14 protein-coding genes are annotated in these 20,939 nt (G+C 35.1%); 6 read left to right on the top strand and 8 right to left on the bottom strand.

The features are described 5' to 3' along the window. Positions 1-3: 3 nt before the first annotated feature. The 8 genes from ileS to panC all read right to left on the bottom strand — a co-directional run bounded on the left by ileS (position 4) and on the right by panC (position 10,097). Positions 4-3,408: an isoleucine--tRNA ligase gene (ileS, locus tag DFQ11_RS02540; protein ID WP_110474038.1), complete on the bottom strand. Its 3,405-nt coding sequence runs from the start codon at positions 3,406-3,408 to the stop codon at positions 4-6. Between the two features lie 490 nt (positions 3,409-3,898). Further along, positions 3,899-5,257, bottom strand: a complete 1,359-nt coding sequence (gene radA / locus DFQ11_RS02545) for a DNA repair protein RadA (RefSeq protein WP_110474039.1) — start codon at positions 5,255-5,257, stop codon at positions 3,899-3,901. Between the two features lie 65 nt (positions 5,258-5,322). Beyond that, positions 5,323-5,478: a hypothetical protein gene (locus tag DFQ11_RS15135; protein WP_158524974.1), complete on the bottom strand. Its 156-nt coding sequence runs from the start codon at positions 5,476-5,478 to the stop codon at positions 5,323-5,325. Beyond that, positions 5,462-6,646, bottom strand: coding sequence for an alpha/beta hydrolase (locus DFQ11_RS02550; RefSeq protein ID WP_110474040.1), 1,185 nt, complete (start codon positions 6,644-6,646; stop codon positions 5,462-5,464). The genes DFQ11_RS15135 and DFQ11_RS02550 overlap by 17 nt, the downstream gene beginning before the upstream one ends. A gap of 78 nt (positions 6,647-6,724) precedes the next feature. Continuing rightward, the gene (locus DFQ11_RS02555; RefSeq protein WP_110474041.1) at positions 6,725-7,873 is read right to left on the bottom strand and encodes an alpha/beta hydrolase; all 1,149 of its coding nucleotides are present in this window, start codon (positions 7,871-7,873) and stop codon (positions 6,725-6,727) included. A 44-nt stretch (positions 7,874-7,917) separates the two neighbouring features. Then, the gene (locus DFQ11_RS02560) at positions 7,918-8,877 is read right to left on the bottom strand and encodes a lysylphosphatidylglycerol synthase transmembrane domain-containing protein (protein WP_110474042.1); all 960 of its coding nucleotides are present in this window, start codon (positions 8,875-8,877) and stop codon (positions 7,918-7,920) included. Positions 8,878-8,881: 4 nt separating this feature from the next. After that, the gene (gene panD, locus DFQ11_RS02565) at positions 8,882-9,232 is read right to left on the bottom strand and encodes an aspartate 1-decarboxylase (RefSeq protein WP_110474043.1); all 351 of its coding nucleotides are present in this window, start codon (positions 9,230-9,232) and stop codon (positions 8,882-8,884) included. Between the two features lie 13 nt (positions 9,233-9,245). Continuing rightward, a complete protein-coding gene (gene panC, locus DFQ11_RS02570) occupies positions 9,246-10,097 on the bottom strand; it encodes a pantoate--beta-alanine ligase (RefSeq protein ID WP_229791228.1) in 852 nt (283 codons plus the stop codon). Between the two features lie 107 nt (positions 10,098-10,204). Between panC and DFQ11_RS02575 the strand changes: the two genes are divergently transcribed. From DFQ11_RS02575 to atpD, 6 genes are all read left to right on the top strand, one after another. Beyond that, positions 10,205-11,023, top strand: coding sequence for a glycogen/starch synthase (locus DFQ11_RS02575; RefSeq protein WP_110474045.1), 819 nt, complete (start codon positions 10,205-10,207; stop codon positions 11,021-11,023). Between the two features lie 8 nt (positions 11,024-11,031). Then, the gene (locus tag DFQ11_RS02580) at positions 11,032-12,693 is read left to right on the top strand and encodes a DUF4270 domain-containing protein (RefSeq protein ID WP_110474046.1); all 1,662 of its coding nucleotides are present in this window, start codon (positions 11,032-11,034) and stop codon (positions 12,691-12,693) included. 11 nt (positions 12,694-12,704) lie between these two features. Beyond that, entirely contained in the window at positions 12,705-14,552 is a 1,848-nt protein-coding gene (glmS, locus tag DFQ11_RS02585; protein WP_110474047.1) for a glutamine--fructose-6-phosphate transaminase (isomerizing), read from the top strand. Between the two features lie 174 nt (positions 14,553-14,726). After that, positions 14,727-17,549: a TonB-dependent receptor gene (locus DFQ11_RS02590; RefSeq protein WP_110474048.1), complete on the top strand. Its 2,823-nt coding sequence runs from the start codon at positions 14,727-14,729 to the stop codon at positions 17,547-17,549. 21 nt (positions 17,550-17,570) lie between these two features. Next, the gene (locus DFQ11_RS02595) at positions 17,571-19,196 is read left to right on the top strand and encodes a G-D-S-L family lipolytic protein (RefSeq protein WP_110474049.1); all 1,626 of its coding nucleotides are present in this window, start codon (positions 17,571-17,573) and stop codon (positions 19,194-19,196) included. A gap of 181 nt (positions 19,197-19,377) precedes the next feature. Further along, positions 19,378-20,886, top strand: coding sequence for a F0F1 ATP synthase subunit beta (atpD, locus tag DFQ11_RS02600; RefSeq protein ID WP_110474050.1), 1,509 nt, complete (start codon positions 19,378-19,380; stop codon positions 20,884-20,886). The last annotated feature ends 53 nt before the right edge of the window (positions 20,887-20,939 follow it).

The raw sequence follows: 20,939 nt of genomic DNA on the forward strand, positions 1-20,939 counted from the left end.
ATATTAATGTTTTTGAATAAACAATTTCGTATTGACCTCGTCAAACACAATATCTATACCATCGTTTACTACGTCTATAATTTCTAATGTTTCAGTTAGAGTTTCAGACTTAATATAGACCTCATTTGCAGATACTGCTTCCGCAACTTGAGTATCTTTCTGAAGTTTTACATCTATTCTGTCTGTAACCTCAAAACCTGAATCTTTTCGTAAATTTTGAATTCTATTGATTAGCTCACGAGCAATCCCTTCTTTACGTAGATCATCGGTAATAGTAACATCTAAAGCTACGGTTAAGGCACCTTCATTTGCTACAAGCCAACCTTCGATATCTTGAGAGGTAATTTCTACATCTTCAAGTCCTAATGTAAGCATTTTTCCATTAATCTCTAAGTCTAATTGACCTTTTTGCTCAATATTTTTAATGTCATCTGCCGAAAGGTTATTTATGGCATTTGCAATGGATTTCATATCCTTTCCAAAGCGAGGTCCTAAAGTCTTAAAATTAGGCTTTATCTGCTTTACTAAAATATCTGAAGCGTCTTCTAAAAGTTCAATTTCCTTGATATTGACTTCATGTTTTATCAAATCGGCAACCGCTTGGATCTCTTCCTTTTGTTGTTTACTATCAATAGGAATCATGATTTTTTGAAGTGGCTGACGCACTTTTATCTTTTCCTTAGCTCTTAACGATAATACTAAAGATGATATAGTTTGCGCATTTTCCATTTTACGCTCTAATACCTTATCGATAGCACTTTCATCTACTTTAGGGAATTCCGATAAATGCACACTTTCAAAAGATTCTTTATTAGTCACTGCATTTAAATCTAAATACAAACGATCCATAAAGAAAGGTGCAATAGGCGCTCCAAGCTTAGCGATAGTGACCATACAAGTATAAAGTGTTTGGTATGCCGAAATTTTATCGGTTTGGTAATCGCCTTTCCAGAAACGTCTTCTACTTAAACGCACGTACCAGTTACTCAAATAATCTTGTGTAAAATCTGAAATGACACGCGCCGCTTTTGTCGGCTCGTAATCGGCATAATAATCATCAACTTTCTGAATCAATGTGTTTAATTCTGAAAGTATCCAACGGTCTATCTCTGGTCTTTCATTTAAAGGAATATCTGCTTCTTCATACTTAAACCCATCAATATTGGTGTAAAGCGTAAAGAACGAATAGGTATTATATAGAGTTCCGAAGAATTTTCTACTGATTTCAGCAATTCCTTCGCTATCAAATTTTAAGTTATCCCATGGGTTCGCGTTACTAATCATATACCAACGCGTCGCATCGGCACCATATGTAGATAAAGTTTCAAAAGGATCTACCGCATTTCCTAAACGCTTAGACATCTTTTGTCCATTCTTATCTAAAACAAGTCCGTTTGAAACGACATTTTTATAAGCTACAGAATCAAAAACCATAGTGCCTATAGCGTGAAGTGTATAAAACCATCCACGCGTTTGATCTACACCTTCAGCAATAAAATCTGCCGGATAAGCTTCATTCTTATCAATAAAGTCTTTGTTTTCAAAAGGATAATGCCATTGTGCATAAGGCATAGAACCAGAATCGAACCACACATCAATTAAATCGGCTTCACGTTTCATCGGTTCTCCTGATGCTGAAACTAAAACAATCTTATCTACCACATTTTTATGTAGGTCGATAGTCTCGTAATTTTCTTCCGACATGTTTCCAACTTCAAAATCTTTGAAGATATCTTCAGACATTACTCCTGCTTCAACAGCCTTTGCCATTTCTGCTTTTAATTCTGCAACAGAACCAATACATAGTTGTTCTTTACCATCTTCTGTTCTCCAGATTGGTAATGGAATTCCCCAAAAACGTGAACGAGACAAGTTCCAATCGTTAGCATTGGCTAACCAGTTTCCAAATCGACCTTCTCCTGTAGATTTTGGTTTCCAGTTAATCGTTGTATTTAATTCGTGCATTCTCCCTTTTACATCCGTGATTTTAATAAACCATGAATCTAATGGGTAGTATAAAATTGGCTTATCAGTTCTCCAACAATTAGGATAACTGTGCTTATATTTTTCAACCTTAAAGGCTTTATTTTCTGTTTTTAATTTTATAGCAAGTTCAACATCTACAGAGCGCTCAGGTGCTTCACCATCATCATAATATTCGTTCTTCACGTATTTGCCTGCAAATTCACCCATTTCTGGTCTGAATTTCCCTTGTAAATCTACCAAAGGCACTAAATTACCATTGTCGTCTTTTACTAACATTGGTGGAATTTCAGGAGTGGCCTGTTTAGCCACCAAGGCATCATCGGCACCAAACGTAGGCGCAGTATGTACGATACCTGTACCATCTTCAATTGTTACGAAGTCTCCAGAAATAATTCTGAAAGCATTTTCAGGATTGTCATTTGGTAAAGCGTATGGCAATAATTGCTCATAGGTAATCCCAACTAAATCTTTTCCTTTGAATTCTTTAACGATGTAGAAAGGAATCTTTTTATCGCCCTCTTTATACTCTATTAATTCCGGCTTAGTTTCAACTTGTTTGAATTTACCATCAAATTGTTTTGAGACTAAGTTCTTAGCCAAAACCACATTCATTGGTTTGAATGTATATTGATTGTAAGTCTCAACCAATACATAATCAATCTTAGGACCAACCGTTAAAGCTGTGTTACTAGGGAGTGTCCAAGGTGTCGTCGTCCAAGCTAAGAAGAAAATATCGCCTTCATTTTGAAGAAAATCTGGTAAAGATTCTTCTTTAGCCTTAAACTGAGCCACAACGGTAGTGTCAGTAACATCTTGATAAGTTCCTGGCTGATTCAGCTCATGAGAACTTAAACCTGTCCCCGCTTTTGGTGAATACGGCTGAATCGTATAGCCTTTGTATATTAAGTTTTTATCGTAAATCTGTTTCAATAACCACCAAACACTTTCCATGTATTTGGATTTATAGGTGATATATGGATCATCCATATCTACCCAATATCCCATTTTTTTGGTAAGGTCGTTCCAGATATCTGTATATCTCATAACTGCTTTTTTACAAGCTTCGTTATAGTCTTCTACAGAAATTTTTGTTCCAATATCTTCTTTGGTAATACCTAGTTCTTTTTCTACGCCAAGTTCAACAGGTAAACCATGTGTATCCCAACCAGCTTTACGTTTTACTTGAAAACCTTTCATGGTTTTATAGCGTGGAAAAATATCCTTAATCGCACGTGCCAAAACGTGGTGAACACCAGGCAATCCGTTAGCTGAAGGTGGTCCTTCAAAAAACACGAAAGGTGGTTTTCCTTCATTAGTAGTTACACTTTTCTCGAAGATGTTATTAGCCTCCCAATAGTTACCGATTTCTTCTGCAACTTTTGGCAAGTTAAGTCCTTTGTATTCAGGGAACTTTGTACTCATGTTTCTGGTTTCTTATAAGTCTGCGAAATTAAGGATTTTTAGGAGAAATATTAAAAGATTTATAAGCTATGTATTTAAAGCTGAATTTTTAGTTTTTTAGCTTCAAATTTTTGAAAGACAATTTATGATTTGACGATCAAAAAAAAGGGATTTACAAATACTGATTTTTGAACCTAATTGGCGCGTAATGTTATTTTACGATCTGAGATGAATTGAATATTCAACAACTCTAATTTCGCCCCTATTAAAAAAAACAATCTTCAACGAATGACAATGTTTCTGTTCTAATTATTTTTTTAGTAAAATTACATAGATGAAGATTCTGAAAGCCAATTCATACCTTTTATAGAATAAATTATAATACCAACTGAGGGAATCAAAAAAGAATCTCAGACCTCTGCAAAAAATTGTCTCAAATTTGACGTCAATAGTATTTATACCTTTGATTTAGTTCTAAAAACCAAGAGATTCCTTTTTTCAAAGGAATTTATTATACTAAAAACCCTACCAAGTCTTCAATTTTAGATATAAGTTGAATTTTAATAACCGTATTCTTCAGTGCTATTTTATTGTATTTAGATACGAAAATAGTTGAGAACCCTAATTTTTCGGCCTCAAGGATACGTTGTTCTACACGTTGAACTGGTCTTATTTCTCCAGAGAGACCGACTTCTGCCGCGAAGCAATATGTGCTTGGTAATGCTACATCCTCATTAGAAGATAATATTGAAGCAACCACGGCTAAATCAATCGCAGGATCATCCACCGTTATACCTCCTGTAATATTTAAAAACACGTCTTTTGCTCCCAAACGGAAACCTGCTCGTTTTTCTAAAACAGCCAATAACATGTTTAATCGTTTTGCATTAAATCCCGTAGCAGAACGTTGTGGCGTACCATAAACGGCTGTACTTACTAAGGCCTGCACTTCGATCATTAACGGTCTTAACCCTTCTAAAGTAGCAGCTACCGCATTACCAGAAAGCTCTTCATCTTTTTCTGAGATTAGAATTTCAGAGGGGTTAGTCACTTCACGCAATCCTGAACCTTGCATTTCATAAATACCTAATTCGTTTGTGGATCCGAAACGGTTTTTATTCGCTCGTAAAATTCTAAACACATGATTTCGGTCGCCTTCAAATTGTAAAACCGTATCTACCATATGTTCCAAAATCTTTGGTCCAGCAATATGACCATCTTTGGTAATATGGCCAATTAATAAAACTGGTGTTGCCGTTTCTTTAGCGAATTTTATAAGTTCAGTGGTACATTCTTTTATTTGTGAAATACTTCCGGCCGACGATTCTATATAATCGCTATGCAAGGTTTGAATAGAATCAATAACCACAATATCTGGTTCTAAAGCTTCAATTTGCTTAAAGATATTTTGAGTCTTGGTTTCGGTTAAAATATAGCAATTGTTGCTATTAGATTGAATACGCCCGGCGCGCATTTTTATTTGTTTCTGACTTTCTTCACCGGAAACATAAAGGGTTTTATACTCCAAATTTAAAGCAATTTGAAGCAGCAATGTACTCTTTCCAATTCCTGGTTCACCACCTAATAAGGTTAAAGACCCATGTACCATTCCGCCTCCTAGCACTCGATTAAATTCGCCATCACGCATATCTAATCGGGCTTCTTGAGACGTGTCTATTTCATTTATGAGTAAAGGTTTTGAAACTCGTTTCGTCGAAGAGGTTGGGAGTTTCCAATCGCTCTTTTCGGGTTTCTGAATAACTTCTTCAGAAATAGTATTCCACTCCTTACAAGAGGTGCATTGTCCTTGCCATTTGGCATATTGACTTCCACAATTCTGACAAAAAAACGTTGTTTTTACTTTAGCCATATCTATCTCTCAAGGTTTAAAAAAACCTGATTTTTAAAATTTCAAACAGCTAAATTAAAACAATTTTAATTGATGTCTTTAAACCAACCCACTATAGCTAAAACTTTAAGTGCTGTTATTTTCGAAGGCAAGTTGGACATTACTAAATCTTTCGCTTTTCCGTACATTGACTCAAAGAAATAATCTGTGGCCAATGAATGTTTTCTAGTTTTCCTCATCATCTCCCTCCTCTTCATTATCTGTACCAGCAAGTATGACATCTAGTTCGTCAATTTTTGAAAAAATATAGTCTCGGTTAATATGACTCACGTCGTTTAAGGTAAGTGCAGACTCATAGAGTTTTTTAGCCTTTTTATTCTTTCCAGATTTCTCAGCACATTGCGCTAGATAATACGTTCCTAATAAAGATTCTGGATGAAGCTTGCTCGCCAATTTTCCAAGTCTGTCTAATGATTTTATATCATCTCGTTCTACGGCAATTTTAGCTACTTTTTCAATTTCTTCTTCACTTATCGTTTTCTTTATACCAAATAACTTTTCAATTCTAGCATATCTATCTATCAGATAACGATCTAAAGTTCCATCATAAGGCAGCACTTTTTCTTCAAGTTCTTTTTCTCGGAGTGGATTATAAATATCAAATATTTTCTCGAATGATTTGGCAATTGCACTTGTAACTAAAGTGTAGTGATTTTCATTTTTAAAATCGTCGAAATAATAAGTTAGATTCTTATTATCTATTTCATTTATTTGGTCGTTTGTTGCTAAAATATTTTCACGAATTTCAGGTATATCCTTATCTGAAGTCGCTAAATAATAGAAGACATCTGTTTTAAAAAGTTCTAAACGTTTTGAAATATATGATTTTAGTGAACCTACTAAATCTGGACTAATGCTAACATAAGCTTGAAATGCCAGATCATCCTTAAAGAGATAGGAGTTTATAAAGTTCCCCATTAAATCATGACCAACGGCTATTCTGAATTTACTAGTATTGTACTTCTTATCTAAATAAGGCAAAAGCTCATCAGATATAAAATCGTGAAACCTAAGACCTGATTCTGTAGGAAGCCCTGTTAATCCGTCGTAGTAGCCATCGAAATAGCGTTCTTCACCTTGCATTATACCAACAACAATAGTGCTAGGCATATTATCAAAATAGGTTTGGAAATCGACTTGACCTGCTACAGGCTCAAATAAATAATCACCATCAAATACAACTACTATAGGATACCTTGCATCTGATTTAGGATCGTAGTCTTTTGGTAATTTTATTTTTAATTTACGGATGGTATTTAATCGGGCTGACGATATTTCCTCATAAGTTACTTGAGCAAATGTCGACGCATAGATAACACAGGCAAGAACAACTAATATAGTTTTTCTCATAATTAAATAGGTTTAAGTTTAGGTTCTCAAACATACTTAATTATCGTTAAGTTGTCAATTTTTTTCGATGAAATACATCTAATTTTTCAGTTCGTCTTGTATTTGATACATCTTTTCAAGGATCATCTCCTTATCGATAAACTGTGAAGGCTCTAAAAGAAGCCCTCCTTTATAGCGTTGCAATGCACGTTTTAAATTACCTTCTTTTTCATGATACAAGCCTTGGTAATAAGCACTAATCATAGATTCTGAAAATTCCTTTCTTACTAACTTGGCGAGTTTATCAAAAGAATCTAGATCATCTCTCTTATCGCTGGCCGCTGCAATAGCTCTAATATCGTTTTCTATTAACTTTTTTTCAAAACCGTAAAAATGCTCTATGGTTTCGTATCTTTTTATCAGATAATCATAAGGCGATAATTCAGAAGTAAGAATTTCTTCCTCATATTCTCTCACACTTATAGGCTTAAATAGTGCAAATATTTCATTTAACGATTTAGGAATTCCTCTACCAACTAGGGAATAATGATTTGCATCTTCAAATTCATCAAACGCATACAACAATTTATCATTTTCTATAACGGAAAGCACACTATTAGCTTCGTTGATTCCTGTTCTTAAAGATTTGATATCGTCATCTGCAGTTGCCATATAATAAAACGTTTCTCGTTTTAAAATTGAAAGACGTTGACTCAATCTATTTATCATTTCAGGTGCGAAATCTGGACTTAATGCAACATAAGCTCTAAAAAGCGGCTCGTCCTTAAATAAATAATAGTTTATAAAGTTAGCACTTAAGTCGTGCCCAACAATAATTCTAAAGTCAGAAGCATTATAGTTTTCTTCAATAAATGGCAGCAGTTCTGCAGCCATAAATTCGTAGAACGACGCACCATTATGCGATGGGAAAAATGTTTCACTATCATAGAAAAAATCATCATTACGAGTAGCTGCTTGACTAATCCCTACAACAATACAATCTGGAATATCTTCCCAATACGATTGATAATCTATATTCCCAGCTACAGGTTCAAACAAATAATCTCCATCTAGCACGATGATTAATGGATAAGAACGATTATCTTCAGGATTATAATTTCTAGGCAACTGTATTTTGAGATCACGTGAACCTTCTAATTTATAAGATTCAATGGTCTTATAAATTGCCTGAGCCTGAACATTCAAGGCCACTAGCAAGACTATAATTAGCGTATATAATTTCTTCATATAAAATATGCTATATTAATATTTAAGCAAGTTAAAAAATATTTTTATAAGGATGATTTTCTTCTATTGTAAATAGGTAAATATAAAAGAGATAGTCCTCCTAAAATGATAATTACGAGAGTTTGTGTAGACCACATAATCCAACCAAATGCTCTACTTGGTTCCTCTAATATATCAAATAACATAAATGCGATGACTATAGCCTCAGGAAAGGATCCGATACCACCATTTGTTGCTGCGATACTAAAACTCGCTAATATAAATGCTATTAAGACCGCTGTTAATGATATATCATGCAAATCGGATAATGCAAATGTAGTTACGTAAAACATGAGTACATACATTAACCAAATAAACAAAGTATGACCAATAAAAGCCCACTTTTGTTTCATTTTGAAAATACTGAGAGCACCTTCAATAATGCCAACTATAAAGGCCTTTATTTTTAAAGCAATCTTAGACCTGCTCTTTTTTATAAATAAAAATATGGTTAATGCGCCTACTATTAAAAGCGTACCAGCCAAGATCAAGGATGTTGGATTAAATTTTTGAGCAAAAAAGTCATAAATGAATTCAAACTCTAAAATAAATGCTATAGACACAATAGACAATAGCATAATCGTGTCTGCAACACGTTCGGCTACTATGGTTCCAAAAGCTTTTTCAAAAGGAATACCTTCGTAGTTAGTTAAAATAGAAGCTCGAGCTATTTCTCCTGCTCTCGGGATTGTAAAATTAATAAGGTAAGCAGAATATACTGCCATAAAACTATTACCAAATTTAGGCTTAAACCCTAAAGGTTCTGCCATATACAACCAACGATATGCTCTAGAAGCATGACTTAAAACACCAAAAGCAACACCTAAACCAATCCAACTATAATCCGCATCCTTAAAATACTGAATTAAGGTTGGAATTGAAATCTGAGACAATGAATACCATACTAAACCAACTCCTAAGAGAAGAGGTAAAACTACTTTTAGGATGGAATTAGGCTTGCCCAACTGATTATTTTAGAAGATTTGTAGCTTCGTTTGGGAATACTAAAGAAGGTTTAAAAACCTTAGCGTCTTCAATATCCATTGTCGCATAGGTTATTAAGATTAATGTGTCACCAACAGCAACTTTACGTGCCGCTGCCCCATTTAATGTGATTTCACCACTATTACGTGGACCCGGAATACAATAGGTCTCTAAACGCTCACCATTATCATTATTGACAATCTGAACTTTCTCACCCTGTATAATATTAGCCGCTTCCATAAGATCCTCATCAATAGTAATACTACCAATATAGTTAAGATCTGCTCCTGTAACTTTTACACGATGAATTTTTGATTTTACAACTTGAATTTGCATACCACAAAGATAATTAATTTAAAGCGATATTATCTATCAATCTTATATCGCCTGCATATACCGCTATAAACGCTCTATATGACTTTTTTGTTGATTTTCGTTTCGTTGGTTTTAAGGTTGCTTCGTCTGCAATGATAAAGTACTCCAAATCTAAAAGAGCCTGATTCTCAAATTGCTTAGTAACCCAATCCGTTACATTTTTAGCACTTTTTGTGCCAAACTTAATTTTGGCAGATGTTAATGTTTTATAAATAAAAGGCGCCGCTTTTCTATGTTCCGGAGTTAACCTTGCATTTCTAGAACTCATCGCTAAGCCATCATCTGCTCTATGAATTGGACAACCTACCACATTTACTGGTAATCCATGCAATTCAACTAACTTCTTGATAATCTGTAATTGTTGAAAATCCTTTTCTCCAAAATATGCAGAATCTGGCTTCACTATTTCAAATAATCGTTTAACTACGGTCCCTACACCATCAAAATGACCAGGCCTAAACGCCCCTTCCATTTCATTTTCTAAGCCGTCAAAACTAAAAGACTGTGATTCAACTTGATCTCCATACAAATCTTCGGCTGTCGGCGCATAAACGATAATTTTTTGATCACTAATGGTTTCTAAAAGTGCAATATCAGCCTCTAATGTTCTAGGATATTTAATTAAATCGTCTTTATTATCAAACTGAGTAGGGTTAACAAATATACTAACCACCACAACATCGTTTTCTTCTAGTCCGTTTTTCACTAAAGATAAATGCCCATTATGAAGGGCCCCCATGGTAGGCACAAAGCCAACCGAATAATCTTTAGATTTTAAGTCGGTAATATGACTAGCTAATTTGGTTTTATTCTGAAAATGTTTCAAGTATAACAAATATTTAACGGGTGCAAACATAATATAATACTATCAATCTGCACAAAATTTTGTACTTTTGCATGTTTTTACTATTAATTTTCAAAAGCAGACGATCTATGAAAGATAAACGAATATTATATGTGTCCTCGGAAGTTGTTCCATATTTACCAGAGACTGAAATTTCTTCAATGTCATTTGAAGCACCACGTATGGTTAATAAACAAGGAGGGCAAATTAGAATATTTATGCCTCGCTTTGGTAACATTAATGAAAGAAGACACCAATTACACGAGGTCATTAGACTTTCTGGTATCAACCTAGTCATTAACGACTTAGACATGCCTTTAATCATCAAAGTTGCATCTATTCCTAAAGAACGTATTCAGGTTTATTTTATCGATAACGAAGATTACTTTAAAAGAAAAGCCACTTTAACAGATGAAAACGGTCAACTCTTTGCAGACAATGACGAACGTGCAATCTTCTTTGCAAAAGGCGTTATTGAAACCGTGAAAAAGTTGAATTGGGCACCAGACATCATTCATGTTAATGGCTGGTTAGCTTCCCTATTACCATTGTACTTAAAAGAGTTCTATAAAACCGAACCTTTATTTACTGAAAGTAAAATTGTGACTTCTGTATACAATCAAACCTTTGAAGGTACGTTAGATAAAGACATGCTTTCTAAAATAAATTTTGACGAAATAGACCCAGAAGCAACTCAACTTTTAAAGAAACCTGATTATAATAATTTAATGAAAATTGCTATAGATAATTCTGATGCCGTTATTAGAGGGTCTGCAGAATTACCTAAGGAATTAGATGATTATATAAATGATTTAACGATACCTGTTTTAGACTACCATTCTATTGAAGAATTCGCAGATCCATATACGGAGTTTTACAATAATGCCGTACTGAAATTAAACAGTTAATATTACTTATGAAAAAAAACAAAATTGCCTTAAAAATATTAACCTTTAGCCTTATTACTTTCAGTTTTATTGCGTGTGAAGAAGATTATGCTACCTTAGAATCTGATGTAATTGACAGAGACGTAGCAACAAATTTTGAAATTTATTCTGAACCATCAGATATTGTTGCTTATACCAAGGCATTAGCTCCAGTTCAAACGAACCAATTAAGTCTTAGCACTTTAGGTATCTATGATGATGTATATGGTAGAACTACAGCTAGTTTTCTTACTCAAGTAAATGCAAGCAGTTACAGTCCAGATTTTGGAGAAGACGTTGTTATAGATTCTGTTGCACTAACTATTCCATATTTTAGCAAACCAAAAGGTTTTGATGAAGATGGCAATTTACAATACAGTGTAGACTCTATTTTACCAAAGGGTGATATTTACAAACCGATCAACTTACGTTTGTTTGAAAGCAATTACTTTATCAGAGACTTTAATCCTGATGGTGATTTCAATGAAAGTCAAGCTTATTTTTCTAATAAGTCAGCGTCAGCTAATGAACCTATTTCAGTGGCTGCTTTAGAAAGCGAAGAATTGAATTTTGTTGAATACAATGATAACGGCGAAATGACAATCGCTGATAATATCATAAATATTAACGAGTTAGATGGTAGCGGGAATCCAGTAGAAACTTTTAGTCAACTTCCGGCTCTAAGGGTGTTTTTAGAACCTAACTATTGGAAAAACAAAATTATAGACAAAGAAGGTGACCTCGTTTTAAGCGGTCAAAATAATTTTGCAGATTATTTTAGAGGCTTATACTTTAAGGCCGAACCGATAAATAATGACGGTAGTTTTCTATTCTTAAACTTGAATAATCAAAGCGCTAATATTACCATCTACTATTCAAGACTTACACCAAGCACTGCTGATGATCCAGACGAAAGAGAGCAAGCCACTTACACTATAAACTTCGGCCCTAATAAAATCAATTTCATGGAAAATGATTTTACAACACCTATTAATAATGGTGATGAGGATTCTGGAGATAGCAGAATTTATTTAAAAGGTGGTGAAGGTTCAATTGCTGGAATAAAATTATTTGATGGCTTTTATGACGAAGATGCCGGTATTACAAACTTTGAAAAATTCAGAAGTGATTTTGTCAATTTAGAAGATAATAAGTTTGTGAGCTCTCGACGCTTAGTTAATGAAGCTAATCTAGTATTTTACTTAGATGAAACCATAGGGCAAACAGGAGAACCTGACAGGTTATACTTATACAACTTAAATAATAAAACGCCATTGGTAGATTATTACTTAGATGTAGCAAATAATAGTTTACCTGCTGTTTCTCTAACTAATCATCTTGGACCATTACAACGTGTAGATGACGAACCAACAGGAGCAGGCGTAAAGTATAAATTTAGAATCACAGAACATATAAACAACTTATTAGTTAGAGATTCTACGAATGTAGAATTAGGCTTAGCTGTTTCTTTAAATGTTAACTTAGAGGAAATAATGAGACAAAGAGCAGTACAAGATCCAAATGAGGAAGACGTTAAAGCCCCTGCTAGTTCAGTGTTATCGCCAAGAGGTGTCGTACTACACGGAAACAATACAGAAAATGAGAATAAGCGTGTGTATTTAGAAATTTATTACACCGAACCAAATAACTAAAGAACAAATCTATGTGTGGAATTGTTGGATATATAGGCCATAGAGAGGCTTATCCTATTATTATAAAAGGTCTACAACGACTAGAATACCGAGGCTATGATAGTGCCGGTATTGCTATATACGACGGAAACTCTATTAAACTTTCTAAGACCAAAGGAAAAGTTTCTGATCTTAAAGAAAAAATAGAAAATGAAATCTCAACGGATGGCACCTTAGGTATTGGACATACACGTTGGGCAACTCACGGAGAACCTAATGATGTTAATTCACACCCTCATTATTCTAATTCTGGAAACTTGGTTATCATCCATAACGGCATTATTGAGAACTATGATTCCTTGAAAAAGGAATTAATAGCACGTGGTTATACCTTTAAATCTGATACAGATACAGAAGTCTTAGTAAACCTTATTGAAGAAGTACAGAAAAGTAATAACCTTAAATTAGGGAAAGCCGTTCAAATCGCTTTAAACGAAGTCGTTGGCGCTTATGCCATCGCTGTTTTCGATAAAAACAAACCAAACGAAATTGTGGTTGCAAAACTTGGTAGCCCTTTAGCTATTGGTGTTGGAGAAGATGAATTCTTCATTGCAAGTGACGCATCCCCTTTTATTGAGTTTACTAAAAATGCTATTTACCTCGAAGATGAGCAAATGGCTATCATTAGAAGAGGAAAAGACATAAAAATTAGAAAGATTAAGAGTGATGATTTAGTCGCTCCGTATATTCAAGAGCTTCAACTTAATTTAGAGCAAATTGAAAAAGGTGGCTATGAGCATTTCATGCTTAAAGAAATCTATGAACAACCTCGAGCTATACTAGACACGTTTAGAGGTCGACTTTTAAGCAATGAAGCTATTATCAAGATGGCTGGTATTGAAGACAACATGAAGAGATTCCTTGCTGCAGATCGTATTATCATAGTGGCCTGTGGAACCTCATGGCATGCTGGATTAGTCGCAGAATATATTTTTGAAGACTTAGCAAGAATTCCTGTCGAAGTGGAATATGCTTCAGAATTTAGATATAGAAACCCTGTAATTTCAGAAAAAGATGTGGTTATCGCAATTTCACAATCTGGTGAAACTGCCGATACTTTAGCAGCTATAAAATTAGCACGATCTAAAGGCGCATTCGTATTTGGTGTGTGTAATGTTGTAGGTTCGTCTATTGCTAGAGAAACGGATGCGGGAGCCTACACTCATGCTGGTCCTGAAATTGGAGTCGCTTCTACAAAAGCCTTCACCACTCAAATTACCGTTTTAACTTTAATTGCACTTCGTTTAGCAAGAGCTAAAGGAACAATATCAAGTTCAGAATTTAGACAACATTTAATAGAACTTGAAACTATACCAAATAAAGTTGAAGAAGCTTTACAGTCTGACGAAGCTATCAAAGTTATCGCTGATATCTATAAAGATTCTAAAAACTGTTTATACTTAGGACGTGGATTTAATTTCCCAGTGGCTTTAGAAGGCGCTTTAAAATTAAAAGAGATTTCCTATATACATGCCGAAGGTTATCCTGCTGCAGAAATGAAGCATGGTCCTATCGCTTTAATCGATGAGCAGATGCCAGTTGTTGTTATTGCAACTAAAACCGAGCATTATGAAAAGGTTGTAAGTAATATTCAAGAAATTAAATCGAGAAAAGGGAAAATCATAGGTATTGTAACCAAAGGTGACGTTAGCGTGAGAGAATTAGCAGATCATGTTATTGAGGTTCCAGATACTTTAGAATCTTTATCTCCATTGTTAACAACCATACCACTACAACTATTGTCATATCATATTGCAGTGATGTTAGGTAAAAACGTAGATCAGCCTAGAAACTTAGCCAAATCAGTGACTGTGGAATAGCTGAAGGCATATAATAAAATTTCTAAAAACGCTTTAGAACTGAACAATTCTCAGTTTTAAAGCGTTTTTTTTAACTAATTTTCTTATGCGTGCATACATTTTTAACAAAATATTATCTATTATTCATATATTTATTTAAATTGCTAATTATAATAAATTAACTAACTCACTAAAATGAAGACAATCTTAAAGCTTTTCACGATGCTTTTTTGCGTGGTATCTTTTGCTCAAACCACAATAAAAGGTGAAATTTTTGACAATACTGGGCTTCCCTTGCCTGGTGCAAACGTTGTAATAGTTGGAACCAGCACTGGTACAGTGTCTGATTTTGATGGTAACTTTACACTAACAACTGATCGGACTCCTCCTTTTTCAGTACGTGTAAGTTATGCTGGTTTTACAGCACAAACTATTGAGATCACAACTAACAATCAAACTTTGACCGTCACTTTAGCTGAGGGTAATGAGTTAGATGAAGTAGTTATCTCTGCATCACGTACACCAGAACGTATTTTTGAATCACCGGTTACCGTTGAACGTTTTGGACTTAAAGAAATTAAAAACACAGCGTCTTCAGATTTCTATGATGGATTAGAAAACTTAAAAGGTGTAGATATAAACACTAACAGTTTAACATTTAAATCTATAAACACTCGTGGTTTTGCCACTTTTGCAAACACTAGGTTTATGCAGTTAGTGGATGGTATGGATAATTCGGCACCAGCACTTAACTTCCCATTAGGGAATTTATTAGGAATGACAGAAACTGACGTTCTTAGTGTTGAGCTTTTACCAGGTGCATCTTCTGCTTTATATGGAGCGAATGCTTTTAATGGTATTTTATTCATGAGAAGTAAAAACCCTTTTGACCATGGTGGCATTAGTGCTTATATGAAAAAAGGTATTACATCTCAGGATGCAGGTGGTGATAATGAATACACCGATTACGGCATCCGAATGGCTTATAAGTTCAGTGAAAAATTTGCGGCTAAAGTTAATTTCGGCTATTTAAAAGGTACGGATTGGAATGCTATAAGTGAAAAAGACAAACTTAATCGAGGCCTTACTAGAGCTGATATCGATTATGATGGTGTCAATGTTTATGGTGATGAAGTAAGCACTAATATTAGAGAAGTTGCCGTGGCACTAATCGATCGAGGTATTTTACCTGCAGGTGCTGAAATGTTGGTACCTTCTGTAAATGTGAGTAGAACTGGTTACAACGAAAGAGACTTAACCGACTACAGAGCTGAAAGTATTAAAGCCGACTGGGGATTATATTTCCGTCCTTGGGAAAACGATTTTGAAATTCAATATGTAGGTAAAGTGGGTTCAGGTAATACAATCTACCAAGGCGCAAACAGATACAACATCAAAAATTTCTTTTTACAACAACACAAAATAGAAGTTAAAAACAAGAATTTCTTTGTGAGAGGTTATGTCACTGAAGATAATGCCGGTGATTCTTACGATATGGTCTTTACAGGTATTAACATTAACAGAGATTGGAAAGATGATAAAACTTGGTTCGGACAGTACACAGGGGCTTATTTCCAAGGAACACTTTTAGGTGGTTTAACCGATAGTCAGGCTCACGATTTCGCAAGACAAACTGCAGACACAGGTCGTTATTTACCTGGAACTCCTGAATTTCAGAACTCTTTCAATAAAGTTACCAAAGATCCCGACCTAAGAACAGGGTCATTATTTCAAGACAACTCTAAAATTTATCATGCAGACGGTAATTACAACTTTGCTGATATGATCGATTTTGCTGAAATTCAAGTGGGTGGTTCATATAGACGATATAAGTTAAATTCTTTCGGAACCATCTATACAGATATAGATGCTCCAATTAACTATTCTGAAGTTGGTGTTTATACACAATTGCAAAAATCTTTAGAATTATCTGAAAATGTAAAATTAAAATTAACGGGGTCGCTTAGATATGACAAGTCTGAATTATTTGATGGCTTCTTCTCTCCAAGAGTATCTGGTGGATTTACAATTAATGAAAACCATAACATTAGAGCGTCATTCCAAACAGGTTTTAGAAACCCTACTACCCAAGATTTATACATTGGTTTAGATGTAGGACGTGCTATTTTAGTTGGTGCAGCGCCTGACAACCCAGAGAGAGATCTTAGAGATTATAGTGTTGCCGATGAAACATTGAGTTCATTTGGAGCTGCTATCCTTGGTCAGCAAGCAATAACAAGAAATGGACGTGATGCTTATAGCAATTCATTCTTCGCTAGTTCTGCACAAGCCTTTGGTAACTCTGGAAACCCTGCAGATTTAGAAATTGCAAATTCTGAAATGGTAAAACCAGAACAGGTTACTTCAGTTGAATTAGGATACCGTGGTAAAATCAATGATTTCATTATTGATGCTTCTGCATACTACAATGCTTATAACGATTTCTTAGCAAACGAAACTGTAGTAACACCTTTTTATGGTAATGTTTCATTAACTGATAACGTACCTGGAACTAACATCCCATTAGCAGTTGCGGCTCTTGCGAATGGTGATTACCAAGCTTATCAAACTTACACTAACACAGATGAAAAAGTTAATTCTTACGGAGCAGCTATTCAAGTGTCTACAAAAGTATTCGATGGTTTCGATTTAAGCGCTAACTATACTTATGCTAAATTAGATTTTGATGTTAAGGAAAATCCTGATTTCAGAACTAACTTCAATACACCAGAGCACAAAGTAAAAATGTCGTTTGGAAAAACACAGTTATTCAAAAACTTTGGTTTTAACGTTGCATGGAGATGGAGTGATAATTACTTCTGGGAATCCTCATTTGGTGATGGCGACATTCCTTCAATCAATGTCTTAGATGCACAGATTAACTATATAGTTCCAAGTTTAAAATCAACATTTAAACTAGGTGCAACTAACTTATTACAAGAAGATTACTTTACGGCTATTGGAACAGGATATGTTGGTTCTCAATACTATATTTCTTGGACGATTAATAACCTATAATAACGAAAAAGCATTTATACGATGAAAAATATTAAATATATAGCGTTGTCACTACTCACCGTAGGCATGATGTCTTGTGAGAACGACACCCTTAACGACCTAAGAGACAGAGGTAATGAAGACAATCAACCCTTACCAGAGCTATCTGTAGGTGATGTGGACTTCTCAAATTATGTTGCTGTTGGTGCTTCTTTTACTGCAGGCTATACAGATGGAGCCTTATTTGTAGCAAGTCAACAGAATTCATTTCCTAATATCATGGCAAACAAATTTGCTCTTGCCGGCGGTGGCACTTTTACGCAACCCTTAATGAATGATAATTATGGTGGATTAGCTGTAGCAGGAAATAGAATCCAAAATCCAAGACTTGTATTTGGTGGTGCTGGACCAGTACCTTTAGAAAGCGTCATTGGACCTGTTACCGTAAGCACAGATATTGCAACAAACAATCCAACCGGTCCTTTTAATAATTTAGGAATTCCTGGAGCTAAGAGTTACCATTTAGTCGCAGAAGGCTATGGTAATTTAGCAAATTTATCAGCTGGATTAGCTAATCCTTATGCAGTACGTGTTACAGGAAGCACGCCAGACGCATCTATAGCTCAATTAGCAGCTGCACAAAATCCTTCATTCTTTACATTATCAGAAATTGGAGGTAATGATGTATTAGGCTATGCATTATCTGGTGGCGATGGTAGTAATCCAATTACACCAACAGCATTATTTGGTGGTGCATTAAACGCCTTAGTCGGAGCTTTATCTGCAAATAATACAAAAGGCGCTATTGGAAACTTACCTAATATTACGAGTTTATCTCACTTTACTACGGTACCTTATAACCCATTAGATCCTTCGAATCCAGCTTTTGGTCCTCAAATTCCTATGTTGAATGGTGTATTTGGAGCTTTAAATCCAATTTTTAACGCTGTTGACCCGAGTCGTGCTATTGTTTTTTCTGAAACAGAAGCAAGTCCTGTAGTGATTAAAGACGAAAGCTTAGCCGATATTTCTTCGATTATTATAGCACAGTTAAACGCTAGTCCAACTTTCCCTGCATTTATTGCTCAGTTTGGATTACCTGCAGAGGCTGCACCTTTAGTGGCGAATTTATTAGGAAACACCTATGGACAATCGAGACAAGCTACAGCTGATGATTTATTTGTATTACCAAGTAGTAACGTCATAGGAACTGTAAACACAACTAACGTTGCCTTTTTAATGGGACAAGGCTTACCACAAGCACTTGCTGGACAATTCTCTATTGAAGGTGTAACATTACCTTTAGAGGATAAATGGGCATTGACTCCAGACGAACAAGCTGAAATTGCAACAGCCACTCAAGCTTATAATGCAAGTATAGAAGCTGCTGCTAACCAAGCCAATTTAGCCTTAGTAGATTTAAACACTATATTAATGGAGGCTACAAGTTCAGGTGTACAGTTTGACGACTATACATTAAGTACAGATTTAGTATTTGGTGGCTTAGTTAGTTTAGATGGTGTTCATTTAACCGCAAGAGGATACGCTTTAATGGCCAACAGTTTCTTAAAAGCTATTGACGCTAAATATGGTACAAATTTCGAAGCTTCAGGCAATTTAGCTAAAGCAGGAGATTTCCCAACTAATTACGCGCCAACACTTCAATAAAGAAGCTTTTCAAATTATATTAAAAACACGCTCTTTTGGAGCGTGTTTTTTTATACAAAAAAGACTATTATTTTTTAGAATAAAAGTATATCTTTGCAGCGCGAAAAACATAGGCACTCAACTTGATTGAGAACGTTGTTTTTTCATATTTAAACTATTGCAAAACAAAAACATATAAGTAATGTCAAAAGTTACAGGTAAAGTTGCACAAATCGTAGGCCCAGTTATCGACGTTGAATTCGCTGCTGGTTCAGAGCTTCCAAAGATTTACGATTCATTAGAAATTAACAACCAAGATGGTTCAAAATTAGTATTAGAAGTACAATCTCACATTGGTGAAGATACCGTACGTACTATTGCTATGGATTCTTCTGATGGTTTAAGTAGAGGTACAGAAGTTCACGCTACTGGTGCTCCAATTCAAATGCCGATTGGTGATGATGTTTACGGGCGTCTTTTCAATGTTATTGGTGATGCTATTGATGGATTAGGAAACTTACCTAAAGCTGGTGATGCTGGTTTACCAATTCACAGACAAGCTCCAAAATTCGAAGATTTATCAACATCTACTGAAGTTTTATTTACAGGTATTAAAGTAATCGATTTAATTGAGCCTTATGCAAAAGGTGGTAAAATTGGTTTATTTGGTGGTGCTGGTGTAGGTAAAACAGTATTAATTCAGGAGTTGATTAACAATATTGCAAAAGGTCACGGTGGACTTTCTGTATTCGCAGGAGTTGGTGAAAGAACACGTGAAGGAAACGATTTACTTCGTGAGATGTTAGAGTCAGGAATTATCAAGTATGGTGATGACTTTATGCAATCTATGGAAGAAGGCGGATGGGATCTTCAAAAAGTAGATAAATCTGCTATGAAAGATTCGAAAGCTACTTTCGTATTCGGACAAATGAATGAGCCTCCTGGAGCTCGTGCTCGTGTAGCCCTTTCAGGATTAACTATAGCAGAATATTTCCGTGATGGTGCTGGTGAAGGACAAGGAAAAGACGTATTATTCTTCGTTGATAATATCTTCCGTTTTACACAAGCAGGATCTGAGGTATCTGCATTATTAGGTCGTATGCCTTCTGCGGTAGGTTACCAACCAACATTAGCCACTGAGATGGGTGCGATGCAAGAGCGTATTACTTCAACAAAGAGAGGTTCTATTACATCTGTACAAGCGGTTTACGTACCTGCGGATGATTTAACGGATCCAGCTCCAGCAACAACCTTTGCTCACTTAGATGCTACAACAGTATTATCTCGTAAGATTGCTGAGTTAGGTATTTACCCAGCGGTAGATCCATTAGATTCTACGTCAAGAATTTTGACAGCAGATATTTTAGGTGAAGAGCACTATGCTTGTGCACAAAGAGTAAAAGAGTTATTACAACGCTATAAAGAATTACAAGATATTATTGCAATTCTTGGTATGGAAGAATTATCTGAAGAAGATAAAATGGCTGTAGGTAGAGCAAGACGTGTACAACGTTTCTTATCTCAACCATTCCACGTAGCTGAGCAGTTTACAGGTATTCCTGGTGTATTAGTAGATATCAAAGAAACTATTAAAGGATTTAATATGATTATGGATGGTGAATTAGATCACTTACCAGAAGCAGCATTTAACCTTAAAGGTTCTATTGAAGAAGCTATCGAAGCAGGAGAGAAAATGCTTGCTGAGGCCTAAGCCGATGTAAGTGCTGAATTTGTTTCAGCATCTGTATAACTATAATGAGACTT

The organism is Winogradskyella epiphytica (genome assembly GCF_003217215.1).
GTDB lineage: Bacteria > Bacteroidota > Bacteroidia > Flavobacteriales > Flavobacteriaceae > Winogradskyella > Winogradskyella epiphytica.

Bases quoted from the DNA above. Each gene is read 5' to 3' on its own strand.
- ileS (WP_110474038.1), bottom strand. From the start codon at position 3,408: ATGAGTACAAAGTTCCCTGAATACAAAGGACTTAACTTGCCAAAAGTT.
- radA (WP_110474039.1), bottom strand. From the start codon at position 5,257: ATGGCTAAAGTAAAAACAACGTTTTTTTGTCAGAATTGTGGAAGTCAA.
- DFQ11_RS15135 (WP_158524974.1), bottom strand. From the start codon at position 5,478: ATGATGAGGAAAACTAGAAAACATTCATTGGCCACAGATTATTTCTTT.
- DFQ11_RS02550 (WP_110474040.1), bottom strand. From the start codon at position 6,646: ATGAGAAAAACTATATTAGTTGTTCTTGCCTGTGTTATCTATGCGTCG.
- DFQ11_RS02555 (WP_110474041.1), bottom strand. From the start codon at position 7,873: ATGAAGAAATTATATACGCTAATTATAGTCTTGCTAGTGGCCTTGAAT.
- panD (WP_110474043.1), bottom strand. From the start codon at position 9,232: ATGCAAATTCAAGTTGTAAAATCAAAAATTCATCGTGTAAAAGTTACA.
- DFQ11_RS02575 (WP_110474045.1), top strand. From the start codon at position 10,205: ATGAAAGATAAACGAATATTATATGTGTCCTCGGAAGTTGTTCCATAT.
- DFQ11_RS02580 (WP_110474046.1), top strand. From the start codon at position 11,032: ATGAAAAAAAACAAAATTGCCTTAAAAATATTAACCTTTAGCCTTATT.
- glmS (WP_110474047.1), top strand. From the start codon at position 12,705: ATGTGTGGAATTGTTGGATATATAGGCCATAGAGAGGCTTATCCTATT.
- DFQ11_RS02590 (WP_110474048.1), top strand. From the start codon at position 14,727: ATGAAGACAATCTTAAAGCTTTTCACGATGCTTTTTTGCGTGGTATCT.
- DFQ11_RS02595 (WP_110474049.1), top strand. From the start codon at position 17,571: ATGAAAAATATTAAATATATAGCGTTGTCACTACTCACCGTAGGCATG.
- atpD (WP_110474050.1), top strand. From the start codon at position 19,378: ATGTCAAAAGTTACAGGTAAAGTTGCACAAATCGTAGGCCCAGTTATC.